At 71.5% G+C, this 25,624-nt stretch carries 26 protein-coding genes; 19 read left to right on the top strand and 7 right to left on the bottom strand.

From position 1 onward, the window contains the following. Positions 1-19: 19 nt before the first annotated feature. Positions 20-1,894 carry a phosphatidylglycerol lysyltransferase domain-containing protein gene (locus ABZ906_RS21790; RefSeq protein WP_361384987.1) on the bottom strand — a complete coding sequence of 625 codons (1,875 nt, stop codon included), beginning with the start codon at positions 1,892-1,894 and terminating at the stop codon, positions 20-22. A gap of 163 nt (positions 1,895-2,057) precedes the next feature. On the opposite strand from ABZ906_RS21790, the gene ABZ906_RS21785 reads away from it, so the two are divergent. After that, the gene (locus ABZ906_RS21785) at positions 2,058-3,182 is read left to right on the top strand and encodes an alpha/beta hydrolase-fold protein (RefSeq protein WP_361384984.1); all 1,125 of its coding nucleotides are present in this window, start codon (positions 2,058-2,060) and stop codon (positions 3,180-3,182) included. A 42-nt stretch (positions 3,183-3,224) separates the two neighbouring features. Here ABZ906_RS21785 and ABZ906_RS21780 read toward each other — a convergent pair whose 3' ends face one another. After that, positions 3,225-4,382, bottom strand: a complete 1,158-nt coding sequence (locus ABZ906_RS21780; RefSeq protein WP_361384981.1) for a betaine/proline/choline family ABC transporter ATP-binding protein — start codon at positions 4,380-4,382, stop codon at positions 3,225-3,227. 131 nt (positions 4,383-4,513) lie between these two features. On the opposite strand from ABZ906_RS21780, the gene ABZ906_RS21775 reads away from it, so the two are divergent. From ABZ906_RS21775 to ABZ906_RS21760, 4 genes are all read left to right on the top strand, one after another. Next, positions 4,514-5,242, top strand: coding sequence for an ABC transporter permease (locus ABZ906_RS21775; RefSeq protein ID WP_361191089.1), 729 nt, complete (start codon positions 4,514-4,516; stop codon positions 5,240-5,242). Continuing rightward, positions 5,239-5,919: an ABC transporter permease gene (locus ABZ906_RS21770; RefSeq protein WP_361191092.1), complete on the top strand. Its 681-nt coding sequence runs from the start codon at positions 5,239-5,241 to the stop codon at positions 5,917-5,919. Before ABZ906_RS21775 ends, ABZ906_RS21770 begins: the two co-directional genes overlap by 4 nt. Positions 5,920-5,998: 79 nt before the next feature. Then, positions 5,999-6,976 carry an ABC transporter substrate-binding protein gene (locus ABZ906_RS21765; protein ID WP_361384978.1) on the top strand — a complete coding sequence of 326 codons (978 nt, stop codon included), beginning with the start codon at positions 5,999-6,001 and terminating at the stop codon, positions 6,974-6,976. 152 nt (positions 6,977-7,128) lie between these two features. Continuing rightward, positions 7,129-8,169 (top strand): hypothetical protein, encoded by a 1,041-nt coding sequence (locus ABZ906_RS21760; protein WP_361384975.1) that lies wholly within the window; start codon positions 7,129-7,131, stop codon positions 8,167-8,169. A 117-nt stretch (positions 8,170-8,286) separates the two neighbouring features. Here the strand turns inward: ABZ906_RS21760 and ABZ906_RS21755 are convergent, their stop codons facing one another. Further along, positions 8,287-9,612 (bottom strand): PH domain-containing protein, encoded by a 1,326-nt coding sequence (locus ABZ906_RS21755; RefSeq protein WP_361384972.1) that lies wholly within the window; start codon positions 9,610-9,612, stop codon positions 8,287-8,289. 14 nt (positions 9,613-9,626) lie between these two features. Continuing rightward, the gene (locus ABZ906_RS21750) at positions 9,627-10,136 is read right to left on the bottom strand and encodes a PH domain-containing protein (RefSeq protein WP_361384969.1); all 510 of its coding nucleotides are present in this window, start codon (positions 10,134-10,136) and stop codon (positions 9,627-9,629) included. A 63-nt stretch (positions 10,137-10,199) separates the two neighbouring features. Between ABZ906_RS21750 and ABZ906_RS21745 the strand changes: the two genes are divergently transcribed. Continuing rightward, the gene (locus ABZ906_RS21745) at positions 10,200-11,351 is read left to right on the top strand and encodes an NADH-quinone oxidoreductase subunit D (protein ID WP_361191104.1); all 1,152 of its coding nucleotides are present in this window, start codon (positions 10,200-10,202) and stop codon (positions 11,349-11,351) included. Here the strand turns inward: ABZ906_RS21745 and ABZ906_RS21740 are convergent. Next, positions 11,316-12,290 (bottom strand): SAM-dependent methyltransferase, encoded by a 975-nt coding sequence (locus ABZ906_RS21740; RefSeq protein ID WP_361385845.1) that lies wholly within the window; start codon positions 12,288-12,290, stop codon positions 11,316-11,318. The two genes, ABZ906_RS21745 and ABZ906_RS21740, sit on opposite strands and share 36 nt — an antisense overlap. Positions 12,291-12,451: 161 nt before the next feature. Between ABZ906_RS21740 and ABZ906_RS21735 the strand changes: the two genes are divergently transcribed. Next, the gene (locus ABZ906_RS21735; RefSeq protein ID WP_361191105.1) at positions 12,452-13,654 is read left to right on the top strand and encodes a sensor histidine kinase; all 1,203 of its coding nucleotides are present in this window, start codon (positions 12,452-12,454) and stop codon (positions 13,652-13,654) included. Between the two features lie 100 nt (positions 13,655-13,754). Next, positions 13,755-14,429: a response regulator transcription factor gene (locus tag ABZ906_RS21730; protein WP_361385842.1), complete on the top strand. Its 675-nt coding sequence runs from the start codon at positions 13,755-13,757 to the stop codon at positions 14,427-14,429. A 22-nt stretch (positions 14,430-14,451) separates the two neighbouring features. On the opposite strand, the gene ABZ906_RS21725 is transcribed toward ABZ906_RS21730, so the two are convergent. Beyond that, positions 14,452-15,564, bottom strand: coding sequence for a DUF5937 family protein (locus ABZ906_RS21725; RefSeq protein WP_361385839.1), 1,113 nt, complete (start codon positions 15,562-15,564; stop codon positions 14,452-14,454). A gap of 216 nt (positions 15,565-15,780) precedes the next feature. Here ABZ906_RS21725 and ABZ906_RS21720 point away from each other — a divergent pair, with 216 nt between their 5' ends. After that, a complete protein-coding gene (locus ABZ906_RS21720; RefSeq protein ID WP_361384966.1) occupies positions 15,781-16,008 on the top strand; it encodes a hypothetical protein in 228 nt (75 codons plus the stop codon). Here ABZ906_RS21720 and ABZ906_RS21715 read toward each other — a convergent pair. Continuing rightward, positions 15,965-17,152, bottom strand: coding sequence for a beta-eliminating lyase-related protein (locus tag ABZ906_RS21715; RefSeq protein ID WP_361384963.1), 1,188 nt, complete (start codon positions 17,150-17,152; stop codon positions 15,965-15,967). The genes ABZ906_RS21720 and ABZ906_RS21715 overlap by 44 nt on opposite strands. 147 nt (positions 17,153-17,299) lie before the next feature. Between ABZ906_RS21715 and ABZ906_RS21710 the strand changes: the two genes are divergently transcribed. The 10 genes from ABZ906_RS21710 (at position 17,300) to ABZ906_RS21665 (ending at position 25,405) form a co-directional block, all read left to right on the top strand. Next, complete coding sequence (locus ABZ906_RS21710) at positions 17,300-18,238, top strand: DUF2520 domain-containing protein (protein ID WP_361191115.1); 939 nt, start codon at positions 17,300-17,302, stop codon at positions 18,236-18,238. Then, positions 18,235-19,236, top strand: a complete 1,002-nt coding sequence (gene panC, locus ABZ906_RS21705) for a pantoate--beta-alanine ligase (protein ID WP_361191118.1) — start codon at positions 18,235-18,237, stop codon at positions 19,234-19,236. The genes ABZ906_RS21710 and panC overlap by 4 nt, the downstream gene beginning before the upstream one ends. Further along, on the top strand, positions 19,233-20,981 hold the full coding sequence (locus ABZ906_RS21700; protein WP_361384960.1) for an L-aspartate oxidase: 1,749 nt from the start codon (positions 19,233-19,235) through the stop codon (positions 20,979-20,981). The genes panC and ABZ906_RS21700 overlap by 4 nt, the downstream gene beginning before the upstream one ends. 2 nt (positions 20,982-20,983) lie before the next feature. After that, positions 20,984-21,967: a carboxylating nicotinate-nucleotide diphosphorylase gene (nadC, locus tag ABZ906_RS21695; protein WP_361384957.1), complete on the top strand. Its 984-nt coding sequence runs from the start codon at positions 20,984-20,986 to the stop codon at positions 21,965-21,967. Between the two features lie 7 nt (positions 21,968-21,974). Next, positions 21,975-22,781, top strand: coding sequence for a type III pantothenate kinase (locus ABZ906_RS21690; RefSeq protein ID WP_361191124.1), 807 nt, complete (start codon positions 21,975-21,977; stop codon positions 22,779-22,781). A gap of 169 nt (positions 22,782-22,950) precedes the next feature. Further along, positions 22,951-23,355 carry a hypothetical protein gene (locus ABZ906_RS21685; protein WP_361384954.1) on the top strand — a complete coding sequence of 135 codons (405 nt, stop codon included), beginning with the start codon at positions 22,951-22,953 and terminating at the stop codon, positions 23,353-23,355. Positions 23,356-23,499: 144 nt separating this feature from the next. Next, complete coding sequence (locus tag ABZ906_RS21680; protein ID WP_361191242.1) at positions 23,500-24,111, top strand: hypothetical protein; 612 nt, start codon at positions 23,500-23,502, stop codon at positions 24,109-24,111. A 14-nt stretch (positions 24,112-24,125) separates the two neighbouring features. Further along, complete coding sequence (locus tag ABZ906_RS21675) at positions 24,126-24,296, top strand: hypothetical protein (RefSeq protein ID WP_361191128.1); 171 nt, start codon at positions 24,126-24,128, stop codon at positions 24,294-24,296. A 125-nt stretch (positions 24,297-24,421) separates the two neighbouring features. Beyond that, positions 24,422-24,862 (top strand): BlaI/MecI/CopY family transcriptional regulator, encoded by a 441-nt coding sequence (locus tag ABZ906_RS21670; RefSeq protein WP_361191130.1) that lies wholly within the window; start codon positions 24,422-24,424, stop codon positions 24,860-24,862. A 9-nt stretch (positions 24,863-24,871) separates the two neighbouring features. Continuing rightward, on the top strand, positions 24,872-25,405 hold the full coding sequence (locus ABZ906_RS21665; RefSeq protein ID WP_361191132.1) for an amino-acid N-acetyltransferase: 534 nt from the start codon (positions 24,872-24,874) through the stop codon (positions 25,403-25,405). Positions 25,406-25,624 lie beyond the last annotated feature (219 nt).

Raw genomic sequence — 25,624 nt, 5'->3', positions numbered from 1 at the left:
AGGCCCGTGCGGCCGGGGTCTATGCCGCCCGGACCTCGCGCTCCGCCGTGCGGTGGGGGCAGGGGCGGCGCTGTGCGCTCCCCCGGCGCAGGAAGCGGGGTGGCGCGAGCGTCACGAAGCCCTCGGCCTGCATGGCGGCGAAGCCGATGCGGGGGAGCTCCTTGGAGGAGCGGTAGACGACGAAGCGGGGCTCCCAGCGGGGGCGGAACTTCGCGTTGAACTTGTACAGGGACTCGATCTGGAACCAGCGCGAGAGGAAGACGAGCAGTCCGCGCCAGGCACGGAGCACCGGTCCCGCGCCGATCTTCTCGCCGCGTGCGAGTGCCGCGCGGAACATCGCGAAGTTGAGGGACACGCGCGCGATGCCGAGCTTCGGGGCGGCCTGGAGGGCGGCCACGATGAGCAGCTCGTTCATGCCGGGGTCGGCGGCGCGGTCGCGGCGCATGAGGTCCAGGGAGACGCCGTCCTCGCCCCAGGGGACGAAGTGGAGGACGGCCTTGAGGTCTCCGTAGGGGCCCGGCTCGTCGTCGGCTTTGTGGGCGGTGGCGATCAGACAGTCGCCGTCGTCCGGATCGCCGATGCGGCCGAGCGCCATGGAGAAGCCGCGTTCGGTGTCGGTGCCGCGCCAGTCGTCGGCGGCGCGCTGTATCCGTTCCAGCTCGCGCTCCCCGAGGTCACGCACGCGCCGTACGCGCGTCTCGTAGCCACCCCGCTCGATCCGTTTGACCATCTGGCGTACGTTCCGCATCGCACGCCCGGACAGGGAGAAATCCGCGACGTCCACCACCGCCTCGTCGCCCAGTTCGAGGGCGTCGAGGCCGGTCTCGCGGGTCCAGACCTCGCCGCCGGTCTCGGAGCAGCCCATGACGGCGGGCGTCCAGGAGTGGGCCTTCGCCTCGTCCATGAAGCGTTCGATCGCGCCGGGCCAGGCCTCCACGTCGCCGATGGGGTCGCCGCTCGCGAGCATCACCCCGGAGACGACGCGGTAGGTGACCGCCGCCTTGCCGCTGGGGGAGAAGACGGCGCCCTTGTCGCGGCGGAGCGCGAAGTGGCCGAGCGAGTCGCGTGCGCCGTGCTTGTCGAGCAGGGCGCGCAGCTTCGCCTCGTCGTCCTCGGTGAGGCGCGCGGCCGGGTGTTCGGGGCGGAAGGCCAGGTAGATGGTGGTGACCGCGGTGAGCAGGCCGAGGGCGCCCAGGGAGTAGGCGACCGTCCAGGACGTCCGCCCGTAGTAGTCGACCGGGCCTTCGAGGCCGAACAGGCCGTACAGGACGTGGGCGAGGCGGTCGGTGATGCTCGGGTCCCCGACGAGCCTGTGCGGATGGACGCTGACGATCAGCAGGCCCAGGAGGATGGAACCGGCGCCCAGGAGCACGAAGTTGGCGAGGGCCCGCCAACGGCTGCGCGGGTCGGGCAGCGCGGCGAACTCACGCCGGTGGCGCAGCAGCAGCGCGAGGAGCGCGAGCGAGATCAGTACGCCGATGACCGAGTGCCGGTAGGCGAACTGCGCCACGGCACCGACCGGCAGCAGCACCACGGCGGCCCGCCAGGCGCGCCGCTTGCGGCGGCGCAGGCCGTGCGCGAGCAGCAGCAGGAGGACGCCGATACTGAGGGCGAGCGCGGCGGCGAAGGGGCCGAGCGCGCCGGGCAGGACCTCGGCGATGGCGTGCATGCGGCTCTTGCGGAACCGCGGGAAGACGCCGGCCGCGATGTTCAGGAGCCCCACGAGGGCGCAGGCGCGGGCGACGAGGGTCGGTACGGTCTCGGGGCGGGGGCCGCGGAGCAGTCTGCCGAGTCTGCCGTCACGGAGCCCGCCGGTACGGCGCCGACCATCGGGGCGACTGCCCTCACGGTCCGGAACCCCACCCGACATTTCGGCATCTATCCTGACAGACATCGCATCCCGTGGTTCTGCGAGAGAGCTTGAATCCGGCACCAAAACGGCATCCGGCGACATTGCGCCCTCTAGGACGGTCTCTTCGTGAATCGGGTTCACTCCCGACCGGAAAACCGCTGGAAAAGAACGACGGAACAGGCAGAAAGCGCAGGCAGGACACCCCATGGGTCTGACGGGCAAAGCGGTTCTCGCGTTGGCGGTGCTCCTCGCCGTCGCGCTGTTCATCGGCACCATCTGGCTCTGGCCGCGCCTGGCCAGGCGCTCCTGGCGGGCCGTCACCGGACGCGTCGGCCTCCTCGTCGCCACACAGCTGGCGATCTTCGCCTCGGTCGGACTCGCCGCCAACCAGGCCTTCGGGTTCTACGCCACCTGGGCGGATCTCTTCGGCCAGGAGACGAGCCCCGGTGTCGTCGTCGACCACGATCCCGCCAAGGGCGGCACACCGGTCGATCTGCGCAGCACCCGGCCGGTGAACGTGCCGGGCGGCAACCGGCCCTCGATCGGCGGCCAGATCCAGAAGGTCGTCGTCAGCGGCAAGGAGTCGGACATAGCGAGCCCCGCGTACGTCTACCTGCCGCCCGAGTACTTCCAGCCGCGCTACAAGAAGCGCACGTTCCCCGTGTCCGTGGTCCTCACCGGCTACCCCGGCACCGCCGAGGCGCTGATCAAGGGCCTGCACTACCCGCAGACCGTCCACCAGCAGGCCAAGCGGGACCTGATGCAGCCGATGATCCTGGTCATGATGCGGCCCACCGTGGCGCCGCCGCGCGACACGGAGTGCGTGGACGTCCCCGGCGGGCCGCAGGCCGAGACGTTCTTCGCCAAGGACCTGCCCGGCGCCATCTCCGAGCACTACAGGGCGGGCCGTACCGCGGGGAGCTGGGGCGTCATCGGCGACTCCACGGGCGGCTACTGCGCCCTGAAGCTCGCCGTGCATCACCCCGACGTGTACGCCGCCGGGGTGGGCCTCTCCGCGTTCTACAAGGCGCCGATCGACGTCACGACGGGCGACCTCTTCCACGGCGACAAGGAGTTGAAGCGGCGCGCCGACCTCATGTGGTACCTCGACCACATGCCGCCGCCCAAGACGTCCCTCCTCGTCACCACCAGCAAGCAGGGAGAGGACAACTTCGGGGACACCGAGAAGTTCATCGGCAAGGTGAAGTCCCCCACGCGCGTCTCGTCGATCACGCTCGACAGCGGCGGGCACAACTTCAACACGTGGCGCCGTGAGATCCCCGCCGCGATGCAGTGGATGAGCGGCCGCCTGAACGGCGACCAGGCCTGACCCGGCCGTGTGACCAGGCCTGGTCCGGCCACTGACCCGGCCCTACCTCCCGCCGATGCCCGTGATGGTCTCCAACTCGACGTCCGAGCGCGCGATGTCGCGCGCGTCCGCCGCCGTCGACCTGCGCAGCGCCTCGTGCAGCCGGGCCGGCGTGAGGATGCCGAGGAAGCGGCCCTCGCTGTCCTTGTCGATGACCGCGATCCAGCCCGCGTCGTGCTGGAGCATCGTCGAGAACGCCTGCTTCAGGGTCGCGCCGACCGGCAGCCACGCCTCCATGCGGCGTGCGTGGTCCCGCACCGCCCCCTGGCCGCGGTGCGCGTGCTCGGCGGAGATCCAGCCGTGCAGGTTGTTCTCGCCGTCCAGGACCACGGCCCAGCGGGCGTCGAGCTTCGCGGGCAGCGGGTCGTCCAGGTGCAGGACGGGCGGCTGCTCCAGGTCGCCCTCCTCGATGGGCGTCACGGAGAGACGCTTGAGGCCGCGGTCCGCGCCGACGAAGTCCGCCACGTAGTCGTTGGCCGGCGCGCCCAAAATCGTCGACGGGGTGTCGAACTGCTCGATGCGGCCCTCTCCGTAGACGGCCATGCGATCACCGAGGCGGACCGCCTCCTCGATGTCGTGCGTCACGAAGAGCACGGTCTTGCGGACGGCCTGCTGGAGGCGGAGGAATTCGTTCTGCAGGCGCTCGCGCACCACGGGGTCGACGGCGCCGAACGGCTCGTCCATCAGGAGCACGGGCGGATCGGCCGCGAGCGCACGGGCCACGCCGACGCGCTGACGCTGGCCGCCGGAGAGCTGCTCGGGGTAGCGGTCGCCGAAGGTGGCGGGGTCGAGGCCCACCAGGTCGAGCAGTTCGGCGGCGCGCTCGCGGGCCTTGCCGCGCTTCACGCCGAGGAGGTGCGGGACGGTCGCCGTGTTCTCCAGGACCGTTTTGTGCGGGAAGAGCCCGACTTGCTGGATGACATAGCCGATACGGCGCCGGAGTTGGACCGGATCGGTGGTCGATATGTCCTCGCCTTCGACGAATATCCGGCCCTCCGTCGGCTCGATGAGACGGTTCACCATCTTCATCGTCGTCGTCTTCCCGCAGCCCGACGGGCCGACGAGCGTGACCAGTTCGCCCTCGGCGACCTCGAAGGACAGGTCGTCGACGGCGGTGGTGCCGTCCTCGTACCGCTTGGTGACGTGCTCGAACCGGATCATGATTCCCCATTGTTGCGGGCGTTGTGTAAAGCCCATGTTGCGCCTGTACGACGAGTCTCGGCGATTGTCGGTGCCCCGCGTTAGGGTCGCCAGACGGCCTCGGAAAACGGGATGCGGGGGGAGTGGGGCGGATGAGCGGGCAGAACTGTCTGGTGACGAACGACTGGATATGCGGGGAGTACGTCAGCTCCCGCAGCCAGGAGTTGATCGACGCCACCGTGCAGCACGTGGGCATCACCGCGGCATCGGTCGCCATCGGCGTCGCCGTCTCGCTGCCGCTCGCGCTGCTCGCGCGGCGCTGGCGTTTCCTCGCGGGCCCGATCCTCGGCGTGACGACCGTGCTCTACACCGTGCCCTCGCTGGCCATGTTCTCGCTCCTGCTGCCCTTCTTCGGGCTCTCGGCCTCGCTGGTCGTCACGGGCCTCGTGCTGTACTCCCTGACGATCCTCGTGCGGAACATCCTGGCGGGGCTCAGGGCCGTGCCGGAGGAGGCGCGGGACGCCGCCAGGGGGATGGGGTACGGCCCGCTGCGGCTGCTGTGGGAGGTCGAACTGCCGCTCGCGCTGCCCGCGCTGCTCGCCGGCGTCCGCATCACCACGGTCTCGACGGTGGCCCTGACGACCGTCGGCGCGATCGTCGACTACGGAGGCCTCGGGTCGCTGATCCTCGACGGCCTCGACACGACCTTCAAGGCGCAGGTGCTCACCGCCTCCGCGCTCTGTGTGCTCCTCGCCGTCGTCGCCGACCTGCTCCTGCTCGCGCTCCAGCGGTGGCTGACGCCCTGGACCCGGGTCCGTCGCATACGTACGAACCGTCCCGCTCGCCCGGAGCGCCCGGCCAAGGTGGCTGAACCTGCATGAACGCGATAACCGGCGCGTACGACTGGCTGACCACGGGCGCCAACTGGCAGGGCGAGAAGGGGGTGTGGCACCGGCTCGCCGAGCATCTCTACTTCAGCGGGGTCTGCCTCGCCGTCGCCTGTCTGATCGCGCTGCCGATCGCCCTGTACCTCGGCCACATCGGCAAGGGCGGCGCCCTCGCGGTGAACATCTCGAACATCGGCCGTGCGGTGCCGACGCTCGCGGTGCTCGTCCTGCTCACGCTCACGCCGCTCGGCGAGCACGGGGACGTGCCGACGCTGATCGCGCTCGTGCTCTTCGCGGTCCCGCCGCTGCTGACCAACGCGTACATCGGGATGCGCGAGGTCGACCGTGCGGTGGTCGAGGCCGCACGGGGTATGGGGATGAGTGGCCGCCAGCTGTTCGCCCGGGTCGAGCTGCCGCTCGCTTACCCGCTGATCATGACGGGAGTCCGTTCCGCGGGCGTGCAGGTCGTCGCCACGGCGACGCTTGCCGCCATGGCGGGCGAGGGGGGCCTCGGCCGGATCATCACGGCCGGGTTCAACCTGCAGAACACGCCTCAGGTGGTGGCAGGGGCCCTGCTCGTGGCCCTGCTCGCGCTCTTCGTGGAGGTGGTGCTCGTCGTGGTGGGCAAGGTCTTCAATCCCATGCGGGGTCGCTCGGAGATCGCGCAGTGATCGCCGGGCGGCGGTTACCGGCAGGCAGTTCGCGGCAGTTTTCAGGGTTTTCAAGGGCTTTCGAAATGGTGGTTCACCGATGAACAGCACAACGCGTCGCGCGCGACGGATCGCAGGGGCGGCGGCGGCCGTCGTGGCGCTGACCGCGGGGCTCACCGCATGCGGCGGTGACAGCCTGGAGAAGGACGGCAAGGGCGACAGCGCCGGCAAGGCGGGCGACAAGGGCAAGATCGTGGTCGGCTCGGCCCGTTTCACCGAGCAGAAGGTGCTCGCCGAGCTCTATGTGGGAGTTCTGGAGGAAGCCGGGTACGACGCGGAGGTCAAGACCGTCCAGAACCGCGAAGTCTATGAACCCGAGCTGAAGAAGGGCGCGATAGACGTCGCTCCCGAATACGCGGCGACCCTCGCGGAGTTCCTGAACCTCGGCAAGAACGGCCCGAAGGCGAAGCCCGTCGCGTCGAATGATGTGGACGACACGGTGGCCGCGCTGAAGAAGCTCGCCGAACCGCGCGGCCTGAAGGTGCTTCCCGTCGGTGAGGCGGTCGACCAGAACGCGTTCGCGGTGAGCAAGGAATACGCGAAGGAGCACAAGCTCAAGAGCCTTTCGGATCTTGGCAAGTCCGGCGAGAAGGTCAAGATCGCCGCGAGTGACGAATGCGAGTCGCGGCCGTTCTGCGCTCCGGGACTGAAGAAGACGTACGGCATCGACGTCACGGGAATCGACCCCAAGGGCGTCGGCACCACGCAGTCCAAGCAGGCCGTCAAGAACGGCACGGACCAGGTGGTGCTGACCACGACCACCGACGCGACGCTCGACAGCTTCGGTCTTGTCGCCCTTGAGGACGACAAGAAGCTGCAGAACGCGGACAACATCCTTCCGGTTGTGAACGCGAAGGAAGCGGGCGGCAAGGAGATAGCCGACGCGCTCGGGAAGCTGACCAAGACACTGACGACGGAAGATCTCGCGGAACTCGACCGGAAGGTCGATGTGGAGCGGCAGAAGGAAGCCGATGTCGCCAGGGAGTATCTGGAGTCGAAGGGATTGATCAAGAAGTAGCGCGACCGGAGGCGGCATCCTCGAAGTGGCTCGGCCGAAAGTGGAGTTGAGTGGCCGAAGAGGATCGTCAAGGGTGGGGATTCGGCACAGTGGCGTTGTCTTTTTGGCGGGCGGGGCTCCAGAGTTCGCCTACGCGCGGTAAGTTTCTGGCCATGCCACGTGGACGTCACCGCCATTCCCCACCCTTGCACAGGCTGCTTCCTCCCTCGACGGTCGCAGGTCTCTCTCTCGTCTGCGCCGGCGGCGCCTGGCTGTTCGCGGAACCTGTGGTGCTCCGCGGCCTGGCCGCAGCCGCGGCCGCGGCCGCCGTCGTGGGCTCGGTCGTCATGCGCCGCTGGGACCTGGCGGCCGGCAAACAGGTCGCCGAGCTGGGCCGGGCCCGCAAGAGCGATGAGTGGCGTTACGAGGAACGCATAGCCGAGTGCGAGTCCGACCTCGACGAGTCCCGCGAGATCCGGGGCCGTCTGGAGACGAAGCTGCGTTCCAAGCGGGCCGAGCTCGCCGCTCTGCGCAATGAACACGCGGCCCTGCTGCGGCGGTACGCGACGGCGGAGACCGAGCGGGCGAGCGCCCTGGAGGGGCGGCGGCTGCTTGCCATAGAGGCGTCCACTCCGGCGAGGGCGTTGCCGCCGGCTCCGGTGCGTACGCAGGCTTCCGTGCCCGTGCAGGCTCCGGCCGCCCGGGTGGAGGCTCCCGCTCCCGTGGTCCGTCCGGGGGCGATCGCGCCTCCGTCGCTGTACGAGCGGGCGAACTCGGCGCTCGACCGGCTGACGCCGAAGCCTTCCCCCGAGGACGCGGGGTCCCGCGCCGGGGCGGTTTCCGGCCGGAGTGCGGACGGGGACGAAGCGCGGGGGAAGTCCGGGGCGGCCGAGGGGTACGGCGGGCATGAGCGCGCGGTTGCCGTCGCGCCGCCCGCACAGAGGCTGCGTCCGGCGGTACAGGGCGGTTTCGACTTCTTCGGTACGAAGGGCGAGGCGACGGCCGGGGCCCTTGAGTCCGTCCAGAACGTGGATCTCGCCGACGTGGTGGGCGAGGAGGCACTCGCCGTGCACAAGGCGGAGGCCGAGGCGGAGTTCAAGAAGCCCGACGGCGACTCCGAGCAGCGGGGCGTGGGCCAGGTCATCGACCTGACGGCGCATGACGAGACCGAGCAGATCGATGTGGCGGGGCTGCGTACCGCTCTGCGGGCGTAGCCGGGCCCCCGGGCCTTGGGTGCCGTCATCACCGGCTCCGCCGAGTTCGTCCTCAAACGCCGGACGGGCTGAATAGTCCAGCCAGTAGTTCCGGAGGGCCAGGGAAAGGCTCTCCCGTCACGCCATCCAGCGGTCAGGACGCGCTGTCCTGCGGCCCGTGCGCGAGCGGTCGGCCTGCGACTGGAGCAGTGCAACCGCCTCCTCCGCAGGCCGCAACCGCGCGGTGACCGTCTTGTTCGCCCCCGTGTCCACCTCGACGTCCGCCACCCCCTTGAACCGCTCCCAGGGCCCCTGCGTGAGCCGTACGCTCTGCACCTTCGCGTGCGGCACCAGGGACAGGCGGCGCCGCAACAGGCCGTGCCGGGCCGCGAACACCGTGTCCGTCACCGCGAGGCCGTACCCCTTCCACCACACCGGGAGGCACCACGCGGCCCGCGCGGGAGGGCGGATCAGCTCGGCCGGTGCGGGCACCCGCACGCCCGGCAGGATCCGCGCGATCACGGACTCCGCGACCTCACGCGGCGCGACCGGGACCAGGACGCCGTTGGACGAGCCGGCCACATCCAGCTCCACCCGCACCCACCCGCGCCGCCGCCACAGCCACGGCTCCACGACGCGCACCGTCTGTACCCGGCCCGGCGGCACCGTCTCGTGCGCCTTGTCGAGCAGTCCGTGGTCGATGCGCAGGCCGTCGGGGGACTCGCCCACCTTCCAGTCGTACTCCCCGATGAACCGCCCGATGCTGCTGGCGAACGCGCCGCCCAGCATGGGAAGTCCGGTCGCGAGGACTGTCCACAGGTTGTGGGTGGCGAACCACAGGAAGGGCGGCACGACGAGCGCGGCGACGAGCATGCCCCATGTCGTGCCGGTCAGGACCAGGGAGATCGCGAGCATCCGCGGCTGTACGTGCACCAGGTTGTTGACCGGCGCCTCACCGACCTCGCGCGCCGTCTCGGGCGCGAAACCGGCCGCACGCGCGAGGAGTTCGGCCCGCAGGGACGAGGCCTCCTCCTGGCCCAGATAGGCCAGTTCGTCCTTCTTCTCCGTGCCGACGACGTCCAGCTTGAGCTTGGCCACGCCCGCGATGCGGGCCGCGAGCGGCTGCGTCACGTCCACCGCCTGGAGCCGGTCGAGCCGGATGTGCGCCGTGCGCCGGAAGATCAGCCCGGTGCGGATGCGCAGCTCGGTGTCGGTGACCGCGAAGTGCGTGAACCACCAGCTCATGAAGCCGTAGAGCGCGCCGCCCAGGAGGACGACGGCGATCCCGGCGAGGATCTGGGTCACGGGGAGCTCGGACACCCGGCGCTGTGTGCCGCTCGGGTCGTGCACCGCGAAGCCCACGACGACCGCCACCGGCGCCCATGCCTTGCGCAGGGGCGTGACGGGGTGCAGACGCCGCTCTCGTACGACCTCGGTGCCGGGGGCGTGTTCTTCCCCCGTCACCTCCCGTACGCCGCTCACAGCCCCGCCGAGCGGGCCTCGCCCAGCTCGGTGAGCCGGTCGCGCAGCCGCTCGGCCTCCTCGGGGATGAGGCCGGGAATCCGGGCGTCGGTGGCGGCGGCCGCCGTGTGCAGCTGCACGCTGGCCAGGCCGAAGTGCCGCTCCACGGGCCCCGAAGTCACCTCGACGAGCTGCATCCGGCCGTACGGGACGATCGTCTCCTCGCGCCAGAGCACACCTCTGCTGATCAGCAGGTCGTCGGCCCGCTCCGCATACCGCCAGGAGCGCCAGTTGCGCCCCAGCATCGGCCAGCCCCAGGCCACGAAGGCCAGCGGAACGGCCGCGAAGGCCGCCCAGCCGGGCCCGGCGAAGAGGCCGAGGAGCACACCGGCGGCCACCGCGAGCGGCACGAGCCAGACCACGAGGAGCAGCCGCCGCATGCGCAGCAGCCCCCGCGGCAGCCCGGTCCACACCGGCTCCGCCCCCGACTGTCCCGGCCGTGCCGGCTCTGCGGTCCCCGTTTCCATGCCCCAAGCGTACGTAGCGGAGCTGACAGTCGCGTATGGCCGCGCGTACGAGAGAATGCGCGCATGAGCCCCACGACGGAGACCACGCTCGGCATCGGCGGCGCCGCGGAGAGCACCGACATGGTGCTCAACATCGGCCCGCAGCACCCGTCCACGCACGGCGTGCTGCGGCTGCGCCTCGTCCTCGACGGCGAGCGGATCCAGCAGGCGGAACCGGTCATCGGCTATATGCACCGCGGCGCGGAGAAGCTCTTCGAGGCGCGTGACTACCGGCAGATCGTGGTGCTCGCCAACCGGCACGACTGGCTCTCCGCGTTCTCGAACGAACTCGGGGTCGTCCTCGCCGTGGAGCGGATGCTCGGCATGGAGGTGCCCGAGCGCGCCGTCTGGATGCGCACGCTGCTCGCCGAGCTGAACCGCGTGCTCAACCATCTGATGTTCCTCGGTTCGTATCCGCTCGAACTGGGCGGAATCACCCCGGTGTTCCACGCGTTCCGGGAGCGCGAGGAGCTCCAGAACGTCATGGAGGAGATCTCCGGCGGCCGTATGCACTACATGTTCAACCGGGTGGGCGGCCTCAAGGAGGACCTGCCCGCCGGATGGGCGGCACGCGCGCGTGCGGCGGTCGCATCGGTCCGCTCCCGCATGGACGTGTACGACAAGCTGGTGCTCGGCAACGAGATCTTCCGGGGGCGTACCCGCGGCGTCGGCGTGCTCTCCCCTGAGGCGGTGCACGCCTACGGAGTGAGCGGTCCCATCGCCCGCGCCTCCGGGGTCGACTTCGACCTGCGCCGCGACGAGCCCTACCTCGCGTACGGGGAGCTCCAGGACACCCTGAAGGTCGTCACGCGGCAGGAGGGCGACTGCCTGGCCCGTTTCGAATGCCTCCTGGAGCAGACCCACAACGCCCTCGACCTCGCCGACGCCTGCCTGGAGCGGCTCGCCGAGCTGCCGCAGGGGCCGGTCAACCAGCGCCTCCCGAAGGTGCTCAAGGCCCCCGAGGGCCACACGTACGCGTGGACCGAGAACCCCCTGGGCATCAACGGCTACTACCTGGTCTCCAAGGGCGAGAAGACCCCGTACCGCCTCAAGCTCCGCTCGGCGTCGTACAACAACATCCAGGCGCTCGCCGAGCTGCTGCCCGGCCAGCTGGTCGCCGACATGGTGGCGATCCTGGGCTCACTGTTCTTCGTGGTCGGGGACATCGACAAGTAGCGGACCGGCGGAGATTCCCACCGGCTGGACCAGCCACCCGAAGCCGCCGAGGCCGCCCGCGGCGGTCAGCTCGGCCGCTTCCCCCGCGCGCGTGAGGGCTCGTACGTACGCCGCCGGATCGCCGGAGGCCAGCGAGAGCGGCGGACGGCCGCCATTCACCCCCAGGGCGCGCAGGGCCGCCCGCTGGGTCAGCAGGGCGGCTCCGGGCAGCGCACACGCGTCGAGTGCCACATGGGCGGTGATGTCGCACGTGCCGTCCGGCAGGGGCGCCGTCTCGCGGCCCGCGCGAAAGCCGGTCAGCGTGCCGAAGGGCGGGCGCCCGGCGCGGTCGTGCGCGTAGTCGACGGCGACCGCGAGGCCGCGCGTCAGGGTCGCCGCGGCGCCCGCCCACGCCTCGTCCCTGGAGCGGCCGATCTCCGCACGCAGACCCGGCTCCGGGGCGAGCGGCCACCAGCGTGCGAGCCATTCGGCGTCCGCCCCTTCGACGGGGCCGCCCGGCGATTCGGTGCCGTCGTCGCGTACGAGGACGTGGCGGACGACGCCGTCCGGTGCGACCTCGGCGACGTCCAGGGGGACGTTGTCCAGCCACTCGTTGGCGAAGAGCAGCCCGGTGACCCCCTCCGGCGCCCGGTCGAGCCATTCGACGCGCGGATCGAGGCCTTCGGGGCGAGCGGCGCGCTCCACCGCGCAGGCACGCACGCGTGGCGCCACGTCCGCGGGCAGCGCCGCGAGGACGCCCGCGGTCAACTCGCCGCGTCCCGCCCCGAGATCGACGAAGGCCAGCTCGTCCGGGTGGTCGAGCGCCTCGTCCACCCGGCACAGGAGCCGGGCCACCGCGCCCGCGAAGAGCGGCGACGCGTGCACCGACGTCCGGAAGTGCCCCGCGGGTCCTTCGGGGCTCAGATAGAAGCCGCCGGGCCCGTACAGAGCCCTCTCCATGGCCTCCCGCCAGCCGCGCCGCACGTCCTGTCCCTGACTCCGGACCTCGTCTCTCACGCGAGAAGGCTAAGCGGCCTCCACCTTGGGGAGTACACGCGAGGGATACGGATCGGCCCTCCGGTTGACCCCGGAGGGCCATTGCGCTGCCTACGCTGGGTTACGTGCAACGCGTCTATGACTTCCTCCGCAGACACCCGACCGGGGTCGACGGCTTCTGGGCCGTCGTCCTGCTCGGGGTCTCCGGCGTCGGCATGGTCTCCATGGCCGACGCGGACGGCCACGACCCCACGGTCGCGGCCGCCGTCGTCGTACTCGGCATGTCCGTCGTGGTGGGGCTGCGTCGCAAGTACACCGAGAAGATGCTGGTCCTCGCCGCCGTCCTCGGCGTCGCGCAGCTGATCTTCGACGTGGAGACGATGCCGGCGGACTTCGCGATGCTGGTGATCATCTATACGGCTTCGGCCGACGGCACGAAGTGGGCCTCGCGGTTCGCCCTCATAGGGGGGCTGTGCGCGGCTCCGCTTTCCTCGCTGCGCTGGCCCGAGGAGAACATAAGCACCTTCGGCAGCATCTTCTTCGCGATCTTCCAGATGGTGCCCTTCGCCCTCGCCTGGGTGCTCGGCGACTCCATCCGCACCCGGCGCGCGTACTTCGCGCAGCTGGAGGAGCGCGCCGACCGCCTGGAGAAGGAGCGGGCCGCGCAGTCCAAGGTCGCGGTGGCGGCCGAACGGGCCCGCATCGCGCGTGAGCTGCACGACGTGGTGGCGCACAACGTCTCGGTGATGGTCGTCCAGGCCGACGGCGCCGCGTACGTCCTCGACGCGGCCCCCGAGCAGGCCAAGCAGGCACTGGAGACCATTTCGGGCACCGGGCGCCAGGCGCTCGCCGAGATGCGCAGGCTGCTCGGCGTGCTGCGCACCGGCGAGCACCAGGAGAGCGGGGAGTACGTCCCGCAGCCCGACGTCGAGCAGCTCGACGAGCTCATCGAGCAGGTGCGCACGGCAGGACTGCCCGTCGACTTCAAGGTCGAGGGCACCCCGCGCCCGCTGCCCAGCGGCGTCGAACTCACGGCGTACCGCATCGTGCAGGAGGCGCTCACCAACACCCGCAAGCACGGCGGCGAGAACACCGGCGCGAGCGTGCGCCTCGTCTACTTCGACGACGGCCTTGGGCTGCTCGTCGAGGACGACGGCAAGGGCGCGCCCCACGAGCTGTACGAGGACGGCGGCGCCGACGGCAGCGGGCACGGACTGATCGGCATGCGCGAGCGTGTCGGCATGGTCGGCGGCACCCTCGACGCGGGGCCGCGGCCGGGCGGCGGCTTCCGCATCAGCGCCCTTCTGCCGCTGAAGCCCGCAAATTGACACCTGTCACCGAAATGTCCACGCCCTAGGCTCGTGACCGCGTCCCTTCGCCCGTGACCACACCCGTACGCTCATGAACACACTCACGAAAGGGCCTTTGATGTCGATCCGCGTCATGCTCGTCGACGACCAGGCGCTGCTGCGCACGGGGTTCCGGATGGTGCTCGCCGCACAGCCGGACATGGAGGTCGTCGCCGAGGCGGGCGACGGGGTCGAGGCGCTTCAGGCGCTGCGGACGACCGCGGTCGACGTGGTGCTCATGGACGTGCGCATGCCGAAACTGGACGGCGTGGAGACGACCCGGCGCATCTGCCAGGACGAGAACCCGCCGAAGGTCCTCATCCTGACGACCTTCGACCTCGACGAGTACGCCTTCTCGGGGCTGAAGGCGGGCGCGTCCGGCTTCATGCTGAAGGACGTGCCCCCGGGGGAGCTGCTCGCCGCGATCCGCTCCGTGCACAGCGGCGACGCGGTGGTCGCGCCGTCCACGACGCGGCGCCTGCTCGACCGCTTCGCGCCGATGCTGCCGAACGCGGGGGGACAGCCGCAGCACAAGGAGCTGGAGCGGCTGACCGACCGCGAGCGCGAGGTCATGGTGCTCGTCGCCCAGGGCCTCTCGAACGGGGAGATCGCGGCGCGCCTCGTCCTGTCGGAGGCGACGGTGAAGACGCACGTGGGCCGCATCCTCACCAAGCTCGGCCTGCGGGACCGGGTGCAGGTGGTGGTTCTCGCGTACGAGACGGGTCTGGTGCGGGCGGGCGGTGGGCCGGCCTGAGGGCTGCCCGGTCCGGCGGGGGTCAGCGCAGGATGCCCTCCAGGAAGTCGCTGCCGAGGCGGGCCACCACGGTGACGTCCAGCTGGTGCATCACGTAGCGACCGCGCCGGGTGGTGGTGACCAGGCCCGCCTTCTTCAGGAGCGTGAGGTGCCGGGAGACCTCCGGCGCCGTGAGCCCGGTCGCGTGGGCCAGCTCGCCGGTGCTGAAGGGCGCGCGGGCCATGTCGCGGCACAGCCGCAGCCGCACGGGGTGCGCGAGGGCGGTGAGCCGCCGCTCCAGGGTCTCCACGGAGGTGGGCCTGGCCAGGTCCGGGGCCGACACGGGGTAGTGGATGACCGGGCGCCAGCCCGGGGCGTGCAGGACCATCAGGTGCGGCCAGGCGAAGTGCGACGGCACGAACGTGAGCCCCGCGCCCAGGGTGTGGTCCAGGGCGGTCGTGGTCCCCGGCACCAGCTTGTCCGCGGTGATGCGGCGGCCTTCCGGGTCCACCGTGAGCGCCGCCGACACCGAGGAGAGGACCTCGGCGAGGCCCTTGCGGCGCAGTATCTCGATCTTGTGCCGGGCGTCGGCGGCCAGTTGGACGCGCACCCGGCGCCAGGTGTCGGCGAAGAACGCCTCGTCGCAGTCCTCCAGGAGGCGGCGCAGCCAGGCCCGGACGGTGTGCGGGTCGGTCAGCAGGCGTTCGGCGAAGTCCAGTTGCCGGGTGCCGCGGGTGGCGGCGAGCTCCAGGGCGCGGGCGCCGCGGACGGGGTCGGTGAGCGGCGAAGGACCGCCTTCGTTGTACGTCGTGCCGCAGGTGAACTCCAGGGCCGCCATGACGAACCGCTCGTCGTCCAGGCGGTCGAGGATGTCGAGCTCCTCGGCGAGGGTCGCCCCCGGCCGGCCGTCGCCGTCGACGAGGCCCGCGAACGGCATGAAGACGTCCGAGAACGTGTTCCGCCACAGGAAGTCGGCCTCGCACAGGCGGTCGGCGAGGTCCGGCTTCAGGCAGGCGGTGGTGGCGGTGGCCCAGCCGTGCATCCCCGGGTGGTGTCCGGGCTCGGACAGCGCGTGCAGGGCGACGCCCAGCTCCGCCAGGGGCGAGGGGTCGAAGAAGATCCGCTCCTGCGGCAGGCCCGCGATCTCGATGTGCACGCTCATGGCCCCATCGTGCACCGCGCCACTGACATCCCGGCCGCCGATTGACGCCCGGTGTCAATCGGCGCGACGGGGGCCTGACGGCGGGAGCAGTCTGAGGTGACAGGGCCGGAACCCGAACCGGCTCTCCTCGACCCACCCCTGCGCCGACTCGGTTTCCCGTCGACCCGGGGGTGCCCGATAAGTAACAATTGTCTTGAAAGGTGACCCGCCATGAGCATCACGCAGCAGTACCTCCTCGACGGCTACCGCGCCGCCCAGCACGAGGAGCGCACCCCGCCCGCCCCCGGTACGCAGGACTGGCAGGTCATCCACGAGGTGCGCGACTACGGCCGGTTCCGTGCCGTCATCGGGGAACGCCCCGCCCGCGGCCGGGTCCGGGCGGCTGTGGCCCGGTTCATCCGGGGATCCGGCGCACGAACTCCGCGACCGCATCACTGACGTCCTCGGGCGTCCACTCCAGGCCCGCCCCGGTCACGGTGACCTCCGTGACCGAGAGGCCGGGCGGCCCGTCGGCGAACCAGCGGCCGAACAGCTGGGTCTTGGTCTCCTCCGCCTGCCCGAGCGCCGCCTCGGTCAGGGCCCCGGCGTCGTACGGCAGCCAGACCTGGAACTGATGGGTGTGCGGCCGCTCGGGGTGCACGCGCGACCAGGGCACCCCGGCGGCCGCGAACCCCTCGCGCAGCGCGTCGGCCACCACGCGCGCGTGGGCGACGTAATCCGGCAGGCGCGGAAGCGTGTTCTTCAGGCCGAGCAGGGCCGCGACGGCGGCCGGATACTGCTGGAAGAGCAGGCCGCCGTAACGGTGCCGCCACGTCCTCGCCTCGTCGACCAGGGTGCGCGGGCCCGCGAGCGCCGCCCCGCTCAGGCCCTCAAGGGACTTGTAGAACGACACGTACACGGTGTCCGCGAGACCGGCGATCTCCGCGAGGGAGCGGCCGAAGTGCGGTGTGCACTCCCACAGGCGCGCGCCGTCGAAGTGCACGACGGCGTCGCGTTCGCGGGCCGCCGCCACGACCTCTTCGAGCTCCTCCCAGGACGGCAAGACGAAACCGGCGTCCCGGAGCGGGAGTTCGAGCATCAGCGTCCCGAAAGGCTCTCCGAAGTCCGCCACCTCCTCGGCCGTGGGCAGCCGGGGCTCGCGCGTCGGATGCACCGTGCGCAGCCCGCTCACCGCGTACAGGGCGCCCCCTTCGTGGACCTCGGGGTGGGCCTTGGGGTGCAGGGCGACGGTCGCGTTGCCGGTACGGCCCGCCCAGCAGCGCAGGGCGACCTGCTGGGCCATCGTGCCGGTCGGGAAGAAGGCGGCCGCCTCCTTGCCGAGCAGCCGCGCGACCTCGTCCTCCAGACGGCCGACGACGGCGGAGCCGTAGATGTCGACGGGCTCGTCCGCGCCCACGACCTCCGGGGCCGCGTCCGCGAGTGCCGATAGCCGCGCGGTGACCGGGAGGAGCCCGGACCAGCGGTGCAGGGTCCGGTCGGCGCCGAGCCCCGCGGCCCGGCGCCGGGCGGCCGCGAGATCCTCCTCGCTCGCCCCGTCGTCCGCGGGATGCTCCTGGCCCTGTGCTCCGTCGTATGAAGTCATCTCCCGAGCATGGCGTGTGACCGGCCACCGGTCATATGAATACCCACAGCCTGTGGACAGCCGAGGACGCGGCACGGACCAATCGCGTTAGCATGACGAGAAATCGTCCGGTACCCCGAGCGGACTGGAACGGGAAGGCGTCATCGCGTGAACGCACCTCATCAGCCAGACCCGCGGGACCGCCCCGCGAGGCTCACGGTGGGTGTCGTGGGAGCGGGCCGGGTAGGCCCCGCGCTCGCCGCGGCACTCCAGCTCGCCGGACACCGTCCGGTCGCCGCGTCGGGTGTCTCCGACGCCTCCGTACGACGCGCGGCGGCCCTGCTGCCCGACGTCCCCCTCGTCCCGCCCGCCGAGGTCCTGGAGCGCGCCGACCTGGTCCTCCTGACCGTGCCGGACGACGCCCTGCCGGGCCTGGTCGAGGGCCTCGTCGAGACCGAAGCGGTCCGCCCCGGCCAGCTCCTGGTGCACACATCGGGGCGGTACGGCACAAAGGTGCTCGAACCGGCCCTGCGGTCCGGCGCCCTGCCGCTCGCGCTGCACCCCGCCATGACGTTCACCGGCACCCCCGTCGACGTACAGCGCCTCGCGGGCTGCTCCTTCGGCGTCACCGCTCCCGAAGAGCTGCGCCTGGCCGCCGAGGCCCTGGTCATCGAGATGGGCGGCGAGCCCGAGTGGATCGCCGAAGAGGCCAGGCCGCTGTACCACGCGGCGCTCGCGCTCGGCGCCAACCACCTGGTCACGCTGGTCGCCGAGTCCATGGACCTGCTCCGGGAAGCGGGCGTCGGCGCCCCCGACCGGATGCTCGGCCCGCTGCTCGGCGCCGCCCTGGACAACGCCCTGCGGTCCGGCGACGCCGCCCTGACCGGACCCGTCGCGCGCGGGGACGCAGGCACGGTCGCGGCGCACGTGGCCGAGCTGCGCAAGCACGCGCCGCAGACCGTCGCCGGATATCTGGCGATGGCCCGCGCGACCGCCGACCGCGCGCTCGCCCACGGCCTGCTCAAGCCCGAGCTGGCCGAGGACCTCCTGGGGGTCCTCGCCAATGGCGGGAGCGCGAGCGGCGGCAGCGAAGGAGGGGCCCGATGACCGGCCTCCTGCACACCGCCGAACCCCTGCGCACGCGCGCGCGTGACGGCCGCCGCGTCGTCGTCATGACCATGGGCGCCCTGCACGAGGGCCACGCCACCCTGATCCGCACCGCACGCCGCATCGCGGGCGACGACGGCGAGGTCGTGGTCACGGTCTTCGTGAACCCCCTCCAGTTCGGCGCGGGCGAGGACCTCGACCGCTATCCCCGCACCCTGGACGCCGACGTCAAGATCGCCGAACAGGAAGGCGCGGACTTCGTGTTCGCCCCCTCCGTCGACGAGGTCTATCCGGGCGGCGAACCGCAGGTCCGGATCAGCGCGGGCCCCATGGGCGCACTCCTCGAAGGAGCCACCCGCCCCGGCCACTTCGACGGCATGCTCACGGTCGTCGCCAAGCTGCTGCACCTCACCCGCCCCGACGTGGCGCTGTACGGCCAGAAGGACGCCCAGCAGCTCGCCCTCATCCGCCGCATGGTGCGCGACCTGAACTTCGGCGTGGAGATCGTCGGCGTACCCACGGTGCGCGAGGACGACGGCCTCGCCCTCTCCAGCCGCAACCGCTACCTGTCGGCGGACGAGCGCCGCACCGCCCTCGCGCTCTCCCTGGCCCTCTTCGCGGGCCGGGACCGGCACGCCGCCCAGGAGGCCCTGCACGCGCGGGCGGCCCTCGCCCCCGTCACGCACGCGCGCGCCGACGCCCTGAACGCCCTGGGGGAGTCCCGCGCCGCCGCCGACACCCACGCGCTCGCCCGGTCCGTCACGCCGTCCGTGCCCGGCGGCCCCGCCGCCGTCCGCGCCGCCGCCCGGCAGGTCCTCGACGAGGCGGCCCGCCGCAAGACCCCGCTGGAGCTGGACTATCTGGCGCTGGTCGACCCCGCCGACTTCACGGAAGTCCAGCCGGGCCACACGGGCGACGCGGTCCTCGCCGTGGCGGCCAAGGTCGGTGCGACCCGGCTGATCGACAACATCCCGCTCACGTTCGGAGCCACCGCATGAGTGCCACCGGAATACGGCTGCACGCCCCCGCGCCGGGCTGGTCCCTGGCCGCCGACATCGTGGTCGTCGGCTCCGGAGTCGCCGGACTGACCACGGCCCTTCGCTGCTCGGCGGCCGGCCTCAAGACCGTCGTGGTCACCAAGGCCCGCCTGGACGACGGCTCCACGCGCTGGGCCCAGGGCGGCATCGCCGCCGCGCTCGGCGAGGGCGACACCCCCGAACAGCACCTGGACGACACCCTCGTGGCCGGCGTGGGCCTGTGCGACGAGGAGGCCGTGCGCACCCTGGTCACCGAGGGCCCCGGTGCCGTACGCCGCCTCATCGAGACCGGCGCGCACTTCGACACCGGACCCGAAGGCGCCATCGAGCTGACCCGCGAGGGCGGCCACCACCGCCGCCGCATCGCGCACGCGGGCGGCGACGCGACCGGCGCCGAGATCTCCCGCGCCCTGGTCGAAGCGGTCCGCGCCCAGTCCATACCCACCGTGGAGAACGCCCTCGTACTGGACCTGCTCACCGACGCCGAAGGCCGCACCGCCGGTGTCTCCCTGCACGTCATGGGAGAGGGCCAGCACGACGGCGTGGGCGCGGTCCACGCCCCCGCGGTCGTCCTCGCCACCGGCGGCATGGGCCAGGTCTTCTCGGCGACCACGAACCCCTCCGTCTCGACGGGCGACGGCGTCGCGCTCGCCCTGCGCGCGGGCGCCGAGGTGAGCGACCTGGAGTTCGTGCAGTTCCACCCCACCGTGCTCTTCCTGGGCGCCGACGCCGAGGGCCAGCAGCCGCTGGTCTCCGAGGCGGTACGCGGCGAGGGAGCCCACCTCGTGGACGCGGACGGCGTGCGCTTCATGGTCGGACAGCACGAGCTCGCGGAGCTCGCCCCCCGCGACATCGTCGCCAAGGGCATCACCCGGCGCATGCAGGAAAAGGGCGCCCAGCACATGTACTTGGACGCCCGGCACTTCGGCGCCGAGATGTGGGAGAACCGCTTCCCGACGATCCTCGCCGCCTGCCGCACCCACGGCATCGACCCGGTGACCGAGCCCATCCCCGTCGCCCCGGCCGCGCACTACGCATCGGGCGGCGTCCGCACCGACCCGCACGGCCGCACCACGGTCCCCGGCCTGTACGCCTGCGGCGAGGTCGCCTGCACCGGCGTGCACGGCGCCAACCGCCTGGCCTCCAACTCCCTGCTGGAGGGCCTGGTCTACGCCGAGCGCATCGCGGCGGACATCGCGGCACAGCACGCCGAGAAGGCCCTCCCCGCCCTGTACGCGGCCGTCCCCGTCCCCGTGCCCGCCCCGGCGCCCGACCACGACGCCCCCGCGCACCCCCTGCTGCCCCCCGAGGCCCGCTTCGCCATCCAGCGCGTGATGACCGAGGGCGCCGGAGTGCTCAGGTCCGCTGACTCCCTCTCCGGGGCCGCGGCCCGGCTCGCCCGCATCCACGCCGAGGCCGCGGGCGCGCTCGCCGAGGACGGCAAGACCGCCGAACCCGGCGTCGACACATGGGAGACCACCAACCTCCTGTGCGTCGCCCGCGTCCTGGTCGCCGCCGCGCAGCGCCGCGAGGAGACCCGCGGCTGCCACTGGCGCGAGGACCGCCCCGACCGCGACGACGAAGCCTGGCGGCGCCACATCGTCGTACGCCTGAACGCGGACCGGACCCTGGCGATCCGCACGACCGAGACCCACGACTTCCCGCCGACCGGCCCCAGTTCCCGTCCCAGCCCTCAGGAGAAGTGACCGTGAGCACCCCCGACGACCTCCCTCTCGCCCCCACGGGCGGTGGCTGCGGCGACGCCTGCGGCTGCGGCTCGGACGACGCGTACGACCCCCTGGAGTGCGGCCTCGACCCCGCTCTCGCGCAGCTCCTGACCGACGCGGGGCTCGACCCCGTCCAGGTCGAGGACATCGCGCACCTGGCGATCGAGGAGGACCTGGACGGCGGCGTGGACGTCACCTCGGTCGCCACGATCCCCGAAGAGGCCGTGGCCACCGGCGACTTCACCGCGCGTGAGGCCGGCACGGTCGCGGGCCTGCGCGTCGCCGAAGCCGTCATCTCCCTCGTCTGCACGGACACCTTCGAGGTCGAGCGGCACGTGGAGGACGGCGACCGCGTGGCGGCGGGCACCAAGCTGCTCAGCGTCACCACCCGCACCCGCGACCTGCTCACCGCCGAGCGCAGCGCGCTCAACCTCCTGTGCCGCCTCTCCGGCGTGGCGACGGCCACGCGCGCGTGGGCCGACGCACTCGATGGCACCGGCGCCAAGGTCCGCGACACCCGCAAGACGACGGCGGGCCTGCGCGCCCTGGAGAAGTACGCGGTGCGGATGGGCGGCGGCGTGAACCACCGCATGTCGCTCTCCGACGCGGCCCTGGTGAAGGACAACCACGTGGTGGCCGCCGGAGGCGTGGAGCAGGCCTTCAAGGCCGTGCGCGCGGCCTTCCCCGACCTGGCCGTCGAGGTCGAGGTCGACACCCTCCACCAGCTGCGCGAGGTCGTGGACGCGGGCGCCGACCTGATCCTCCTGGACAACTTCACGCCCGGCGAGACCGAGGAGGCCGTGGCCATCACGGACGGCCGCGCGATCCTGGAGTCGTCGGGCCGCCTCACCCTGGAGAACGCCCGGGCGTACGCGGAAACGGGCGTGGACTTCCTCGCGGTGGGCGCCCTCACCCACTCCTCGCCGATCCTGGACATCGGTCTCGACCTGCGCGCGGCGGAGTGACGACGACATGCTGCTGACCATCGACGTCGGAAACACCCACACCGTCCTCGGCCTCTTCGACGGCGAGGAGATCGTCGAGCACTGGCGCATCTCCACCGACGCCCGCCGCACCGCCGACGAACTCGCCGTGCTCCTGAACGGCCTGATGGGCATGCACCCGCTGCTCGGCGAGGAACTCGGCGACGGCATCGACGGCATCGCCATCTGCTCGACGGTCCCCTCCGTCCTGCACGAACTGCGCGAGGTCACCCGGCGCTACTACGGAGACGTGCCCGCCGTCCTCGTTGAGCCCGGCATCAAGACCGGCGTCCCGATCCTCATGGACAACCCCAAGGAGGTCGGCGCCGACCGCATCATCAACGCGGTCGCGGCGGTCGAGCTCTACGGAGGCCCCGCCGTCGTCGTCGACTTCGGCACGGCGACGACGTTCGACGCGGTCTCCGCGCGCGGGGAGTACACCGGCGGCGTCATCGCCCCCGGCATCGAGATCTCCGTGGAGGCACTGGGCGTGCGCGGCGCCCAGCTCCGCAAGATCGAGCTGGCCCGGCCGCGCAGCGTCATCGGCAAGAACACCGTGGAGGCCATGCAGTCCGGCATCCTGTACGGCTTCGCGGGCCAGGTCGACGGCGTCGTGCAGCGCATGGCCCGCGAACTGGCGGGCCCCGGCGGCGACCCCGACGACGTGACGGTCATCGCGACCGGCGGCCTGGCGCCCATGGTGCTCGGCGAGGCCTCGCTCATCGACGAGCACGAGCCGTGGCTGACCCTCATCGGCCTCCGTCTCGTATACGAGCGCAACGTCGCCCGGAGTTGAGCACACCGCCCGCGCGGCCCCGCGGGCGGCGGCTCATAACGGGCGGCTCATAAGCGGGGCTTGCGCGCACAACCCCGCGCCCCATACAAGAGTCAGCGCAAGGACGGGACTTGGGCAGGTTCGAGCGGGCGTGGAGAAAATGGGGCGTAGGGGAAGTCTGGTCGCAACAGTGGCGGCCGGAGTGCTGATCGGCCTCACCGGACCGGCCACGACGGCGAGCGCGGTCGTCGGGCCGGCCACCGGGCCGATCGCCGGGCCGGCCGACGACCGCGTGGTGCACGCGGTGTCGTACGCGGGGGACTTGGACGCGGTGTCCCGGGCCGCGCACCCGCGCGCGGGCGGCGCACCCGACGCCACCGTCGCCCCCACCGCGTCCGCCACCTCCAGTACGTCGCCGATGTCCCGTACGGAGGGTGCGGAGGACGGGGACGACGGTGGCGCGGACGCTCCCGCTCCCGGCGGCACCATCGCGGACACCGGTGCGGGCGTGCTGCCCTGGATCGCCGCGGGGGCGGCCGGCGCTCTGGGGGTCGGCGCGGTCGTCTTCGCGATGATCCGCCGCCGTTCGGAGTGAAGCGGCCCTAGTCGGCAGCGGGCATACCCGAGTCGGAGTCGGCGGCAGGCTCAGGAGCCACGCCACAGACTGACGTTTAGCGGATTTTGTCCGTTTAACACGTATTGTCGGCTCATGCCCACGCCATACGGTTCTCGCGGCGGCATGGCCTTCGGTGCGGAGGAGCTGCGTGTGCTCCGCCGCGCTCTGGCCGTCGCCCTGCATCCCAGCCCCGTCTCCGACGCGGACGTCCAGGACTGCCTCCGCCTCGCCGCCGCCGTCGACGAAGCGGTGAGCGAGGGCGCCAGGCTCCGCGCCTTCCTGCTGGCCGACCTCGCCCGCTACCGGGCGGCCCTGCCCGGCACCGCGACCGGCTACCTCGCGCTCCTGGACGACGTCCTCGCCTCCGGCTACCAGCCGGGCGCCGACGACCTCGCCGCGCTGCGCGCCCTGCGCGGCAACCCGGTCGCCGCCGCCCTCCTCGACCGCTGCCGTACCGTCGCCGAACAGGCCGTACGCGCCCGTCTCGCGGGCCGCTCCCATACGGCCGTCCCGGCGCCCCGCCCCCTCGTCCCCGCCTCGCGCACGCGCCTGCTCGCCATCCCCGGCGGCCGGTCCGAGGGCGACGAACGGACGGAGCCCGGGCCCAAGACGCCGAGCGCACCGCCGCGGAAACCGGCCGCGCCCGAACCGTCGCGCCCCGTGCCGACCCCGGCCGAGGTCTTCCCTCCCAAGCGCCGTCCGACGGACCCGCCGCACCAGCTCGCCGCGGGCTAGCTACTCTGGGGGGCATGGACTACGTCTCCGCGCTCCTGCCCCCCGTAGTGATGGCCGTGTTCTTCGGCGGTCTCATCGTGACGATCGTGAAGACCCAGGGCGGCGCCAACAAGGCCAAGGAGGACGCGGCCGTCGACGCCGTGATCGCCCGCGCCGAAGGCGCCCAGCAGACCCCCAAGGCCTGACCGGTCCGCACACCCCAGGCGTACGACTCGCTCACTTTCCGAGTCGTACGCCCTTTTTGTTGGGGAAATGACGCCTCCGCCACGTCCGTCATGTCATTAGTGACTTCTCCCACTATTGTTCTGGTGTGCCTCGCCCCTTGGGAGAACTCGAAGACTCAGTCATGACACGGGTGTGGAAGTGGAACCGCCCCGTGACCGTTCGAGAAGTCCTGGAAGACCTTCAGCAGGAACGGTCCATCGCGTACACCACCGTCATGACCGTTTTGGACAATCTTCATCAGAAGGGCTGGGTGCGCCGTGAAGCGGAAGGCCGTGCCTATCGATATGAGGCGGTCTCCACTCGCGCCGCCTACGCCGCCGCACTGATGAACGAAGCATGGTCGCGCAGTGACAACCCGGCCGCCGCTCTCGTCGCCTTCTTCGGGATGATGTCGGAGGAACAGCGCGAGGCTCTCAGTGACGCGATGCGCATCATCGGCCCGGCCGCTCAAGCCACCCTCTCCGAAGACTCCGCCACTCAAGCCCCCGAGAACCCCGGCGAAGCGGAGCCCGAAGCAGAGAGATAGCGTCCGGTCATGCCAGCAGAACCCCCTGAACTCAGCGCTAAAGCAGTCTCCGTACGCCGGGCGCGCACAGCCGATGTGCCGGTCGTACGCAACCTCCTCGACTCCTACGCCCGTCAGGGGATCCTGCTCGACAAAGCGACGGTCGCTCTTTACGAGTCCATCCAGGAGTTCTGGGTGGCCGAACGGGACGACAACGCCGAGGTCGTCGGCTGCGGCGCCCTGCACGTGATGTGGGAAGACCTCGCGGAAGTACGCACTCTCGCGGTGAACCCCGATGTCAGGGGGTTCGGAGTGGGACACCAGGTGTTGGGGAAGTTGCTGCAGACAGCTCGCTGGCTCGGTGTCAGGCGGGTTTTCTGTCTCACCTTCGAAGTCGACTTCTTCGCGCACCACGGCTTCGTGGAGATCGGTGAGACTCCTGTCGACGGAGATGTCTACAGCGAGCTCCTGCGTTCCAAAGACGAGGGTGTCGCGGAGTTCCTCGGCCTCGAACGAGTGAAACCGAACACCTTGGGCAACAGCCGGATGCTTCTGCATCTGTGATCGACGCCGGTATTCCGGGCTGCCTGCTGCCCGGGTTCCCTATGTCCGAAACGCGCACGTTTCCCGGGTTCCCGGGGTGCTCGGTCTCTCCCAGGGGTTTGTGTTTTCCCAGCAAAAGCGGTTTGCTTTCCGACGTACTGCAGTACTGCATATAACAGGGGGCGGCGATTCTGCGGCTCGCGTCGTGCGATCCGGCCCTAAGTTATCGATGAAAGGAAA

This window comes from Streptomyces sp. NPDC046925 (genome assembly GCF_040644915.1).
GTDB lineage: Bacteria > Actinomycetota > Actinomycetes > Streptomycetales > Streptomycetaceae > Streptomyces.
The sequence above is the reverse complement of the archived record's forward strand: the minus strand, read 5'-3'. Positions and strand labels throughout refer to the sequence as shown.

What these genes read in the sequence shown, in the direction of transcription:
- ABZ906_RS21765 (WP_361384978.1), top strand. Translation starts at nt 5,999, where the DNA reads ATGAACAGCACAACGCGTCGCGCGCGACGGATCGCAGGGGCGGCGGCG.
- ABZ906_RS21750 (WP_361384969.1), bottom strand. Translation starts at nt 10,136, where the DNA reads ATGGAAACGGGGACCGCAGAGCCGGCACGGCCGGGACAGTCGGGGGCG.
- ABZ906_RS21785 (WP_361384984.1), top strand. Translation starts at nt 2,058, where the DNA reads ATGGGTCTGACGGGCAAAGCGGTTCTCGCGTTGGCGGTGCTCCTCGCC.
- ABZ906_RS21790 (WP_361384987.1), bottom strand. Translation starts at nt 1,894, where the DNA reads ATGTCTGTCAGGATAGATGCCGAAATGTCGGGTGGGGTTCCGGACCGT.
- ABZ906_RS21775 (WP_361191089.1), top strand. Translation starts at nt 4,514, where the DNA reads ATGAGCGGGCAGAACTGTCTGGTGACGAACGACTGGATATGCGGGGAG.
- ABZ906_RS21740 (WP_361385845.1), bottom strand. Translation starts at nt 12,290, where the DNA reads ATGGAGAGGGCTCTGTACGGGCCCGGCGGCTTCTATCTGAGCCCCGAA.
- ABZ906_RS21680 (WP_361191242.1), top strand. Translation starts at nt 23,500, where the DNA reads ATGGCCTTCGGTGCGGAGGAGCTGCGTGTGCTCCGCCGCGCTCTGGCC.
- ABZ906_RS21690 (WP_361191124.1), top strand. Translation starts at nt 21,975, where the DNA reads ATGCTGCTGACCATCGACGTCGGAAACACCCACACCGTCCTCGGCCTC.
- ABZ906_RS21700 (WP_361384960.1), top strand. Translation starts at nt 19,233, where the DNA reads ATGAGTGCCACCGGAATACGGCTGCACGCCCCCGCGCCGGGCTGGTCC.
- ABZ906_RS21780 (WP_361384981.1), bottom strand. Translation starts at nt 4,382, where the DNA reads ATGATCCGGTTCGAGCACGTCACCAAGCGGTACGAGGACGGCACCACC.
- ABZ906_RS21715 (WP_361384963.1), bottom strand. Translation starts at nt 17,152, where the DNA reads ATGACTTCATACGACGGAGCACAGGGCCAGGAGCATCCCGCGGACGAC.
- ABZ906_RS21675 (WP_361191128.1), top strand. Translation starts at nt 24,126, where the DNA reads ATGGACTACGTCTCCGCGCTCCTGCCCCCCGTAGTGATGGCCGTGTTC.
- ABZ906_RS21720 (WP_361384966.1), top strand. Translation starts at nt 15,781, where the DNA reads ATGAGCATCACGCAGCAGTACCTCCTCGACGGCTACCGCGCCGCCCAG.
- ABZ906_RS21730 (WP_361385842.1), top strand. Translation starts at nt 13,755, where the DNA reads ATGTCGATCCGCGTCATGCTCGTCGACGACCAGGCGCTGCTGCGCACG.
- panC (WP_361191118.1), top strand. Translation starts at nt 18,235, where the DNA reads ATGACCGGCCTCCTGCACACCGCCGAACCCCTGCGCACGCGCGCGCGT.
- ABZ906_RS21665 (WP_361191132.1), top strand. Translation starts at nt 24,872, where the DNA reads ATGCCAGCAGAACCCCCTGAACTCAGCGCTAAAGCAGTCTCCGTACGC.
- ABZ906_RS21770 (WP_361191092.1), top strand. Translation starts at nt 5,239, where the DNA reads ATGAACGCGATAACCGGCGCGTACGACTGGCTGACCACGGGCGCCAAC.
- ABZ906_RS21760 (WP_361384975.1), top strand. Translation starts at nt 7,129, where the DNA reads ATGCCACGTGGACGTCACCGCCATTCCCCACCCTTGCACAGGCTGCTT.
- ABZ906_RS21745 (WP_361191104.1), top strand. Translation starts at nt 10,200, where the DNA reads ATGAGCCCCACGACGGAGACCACGCTCGGCATCGGCGGCGCCGCGGAG.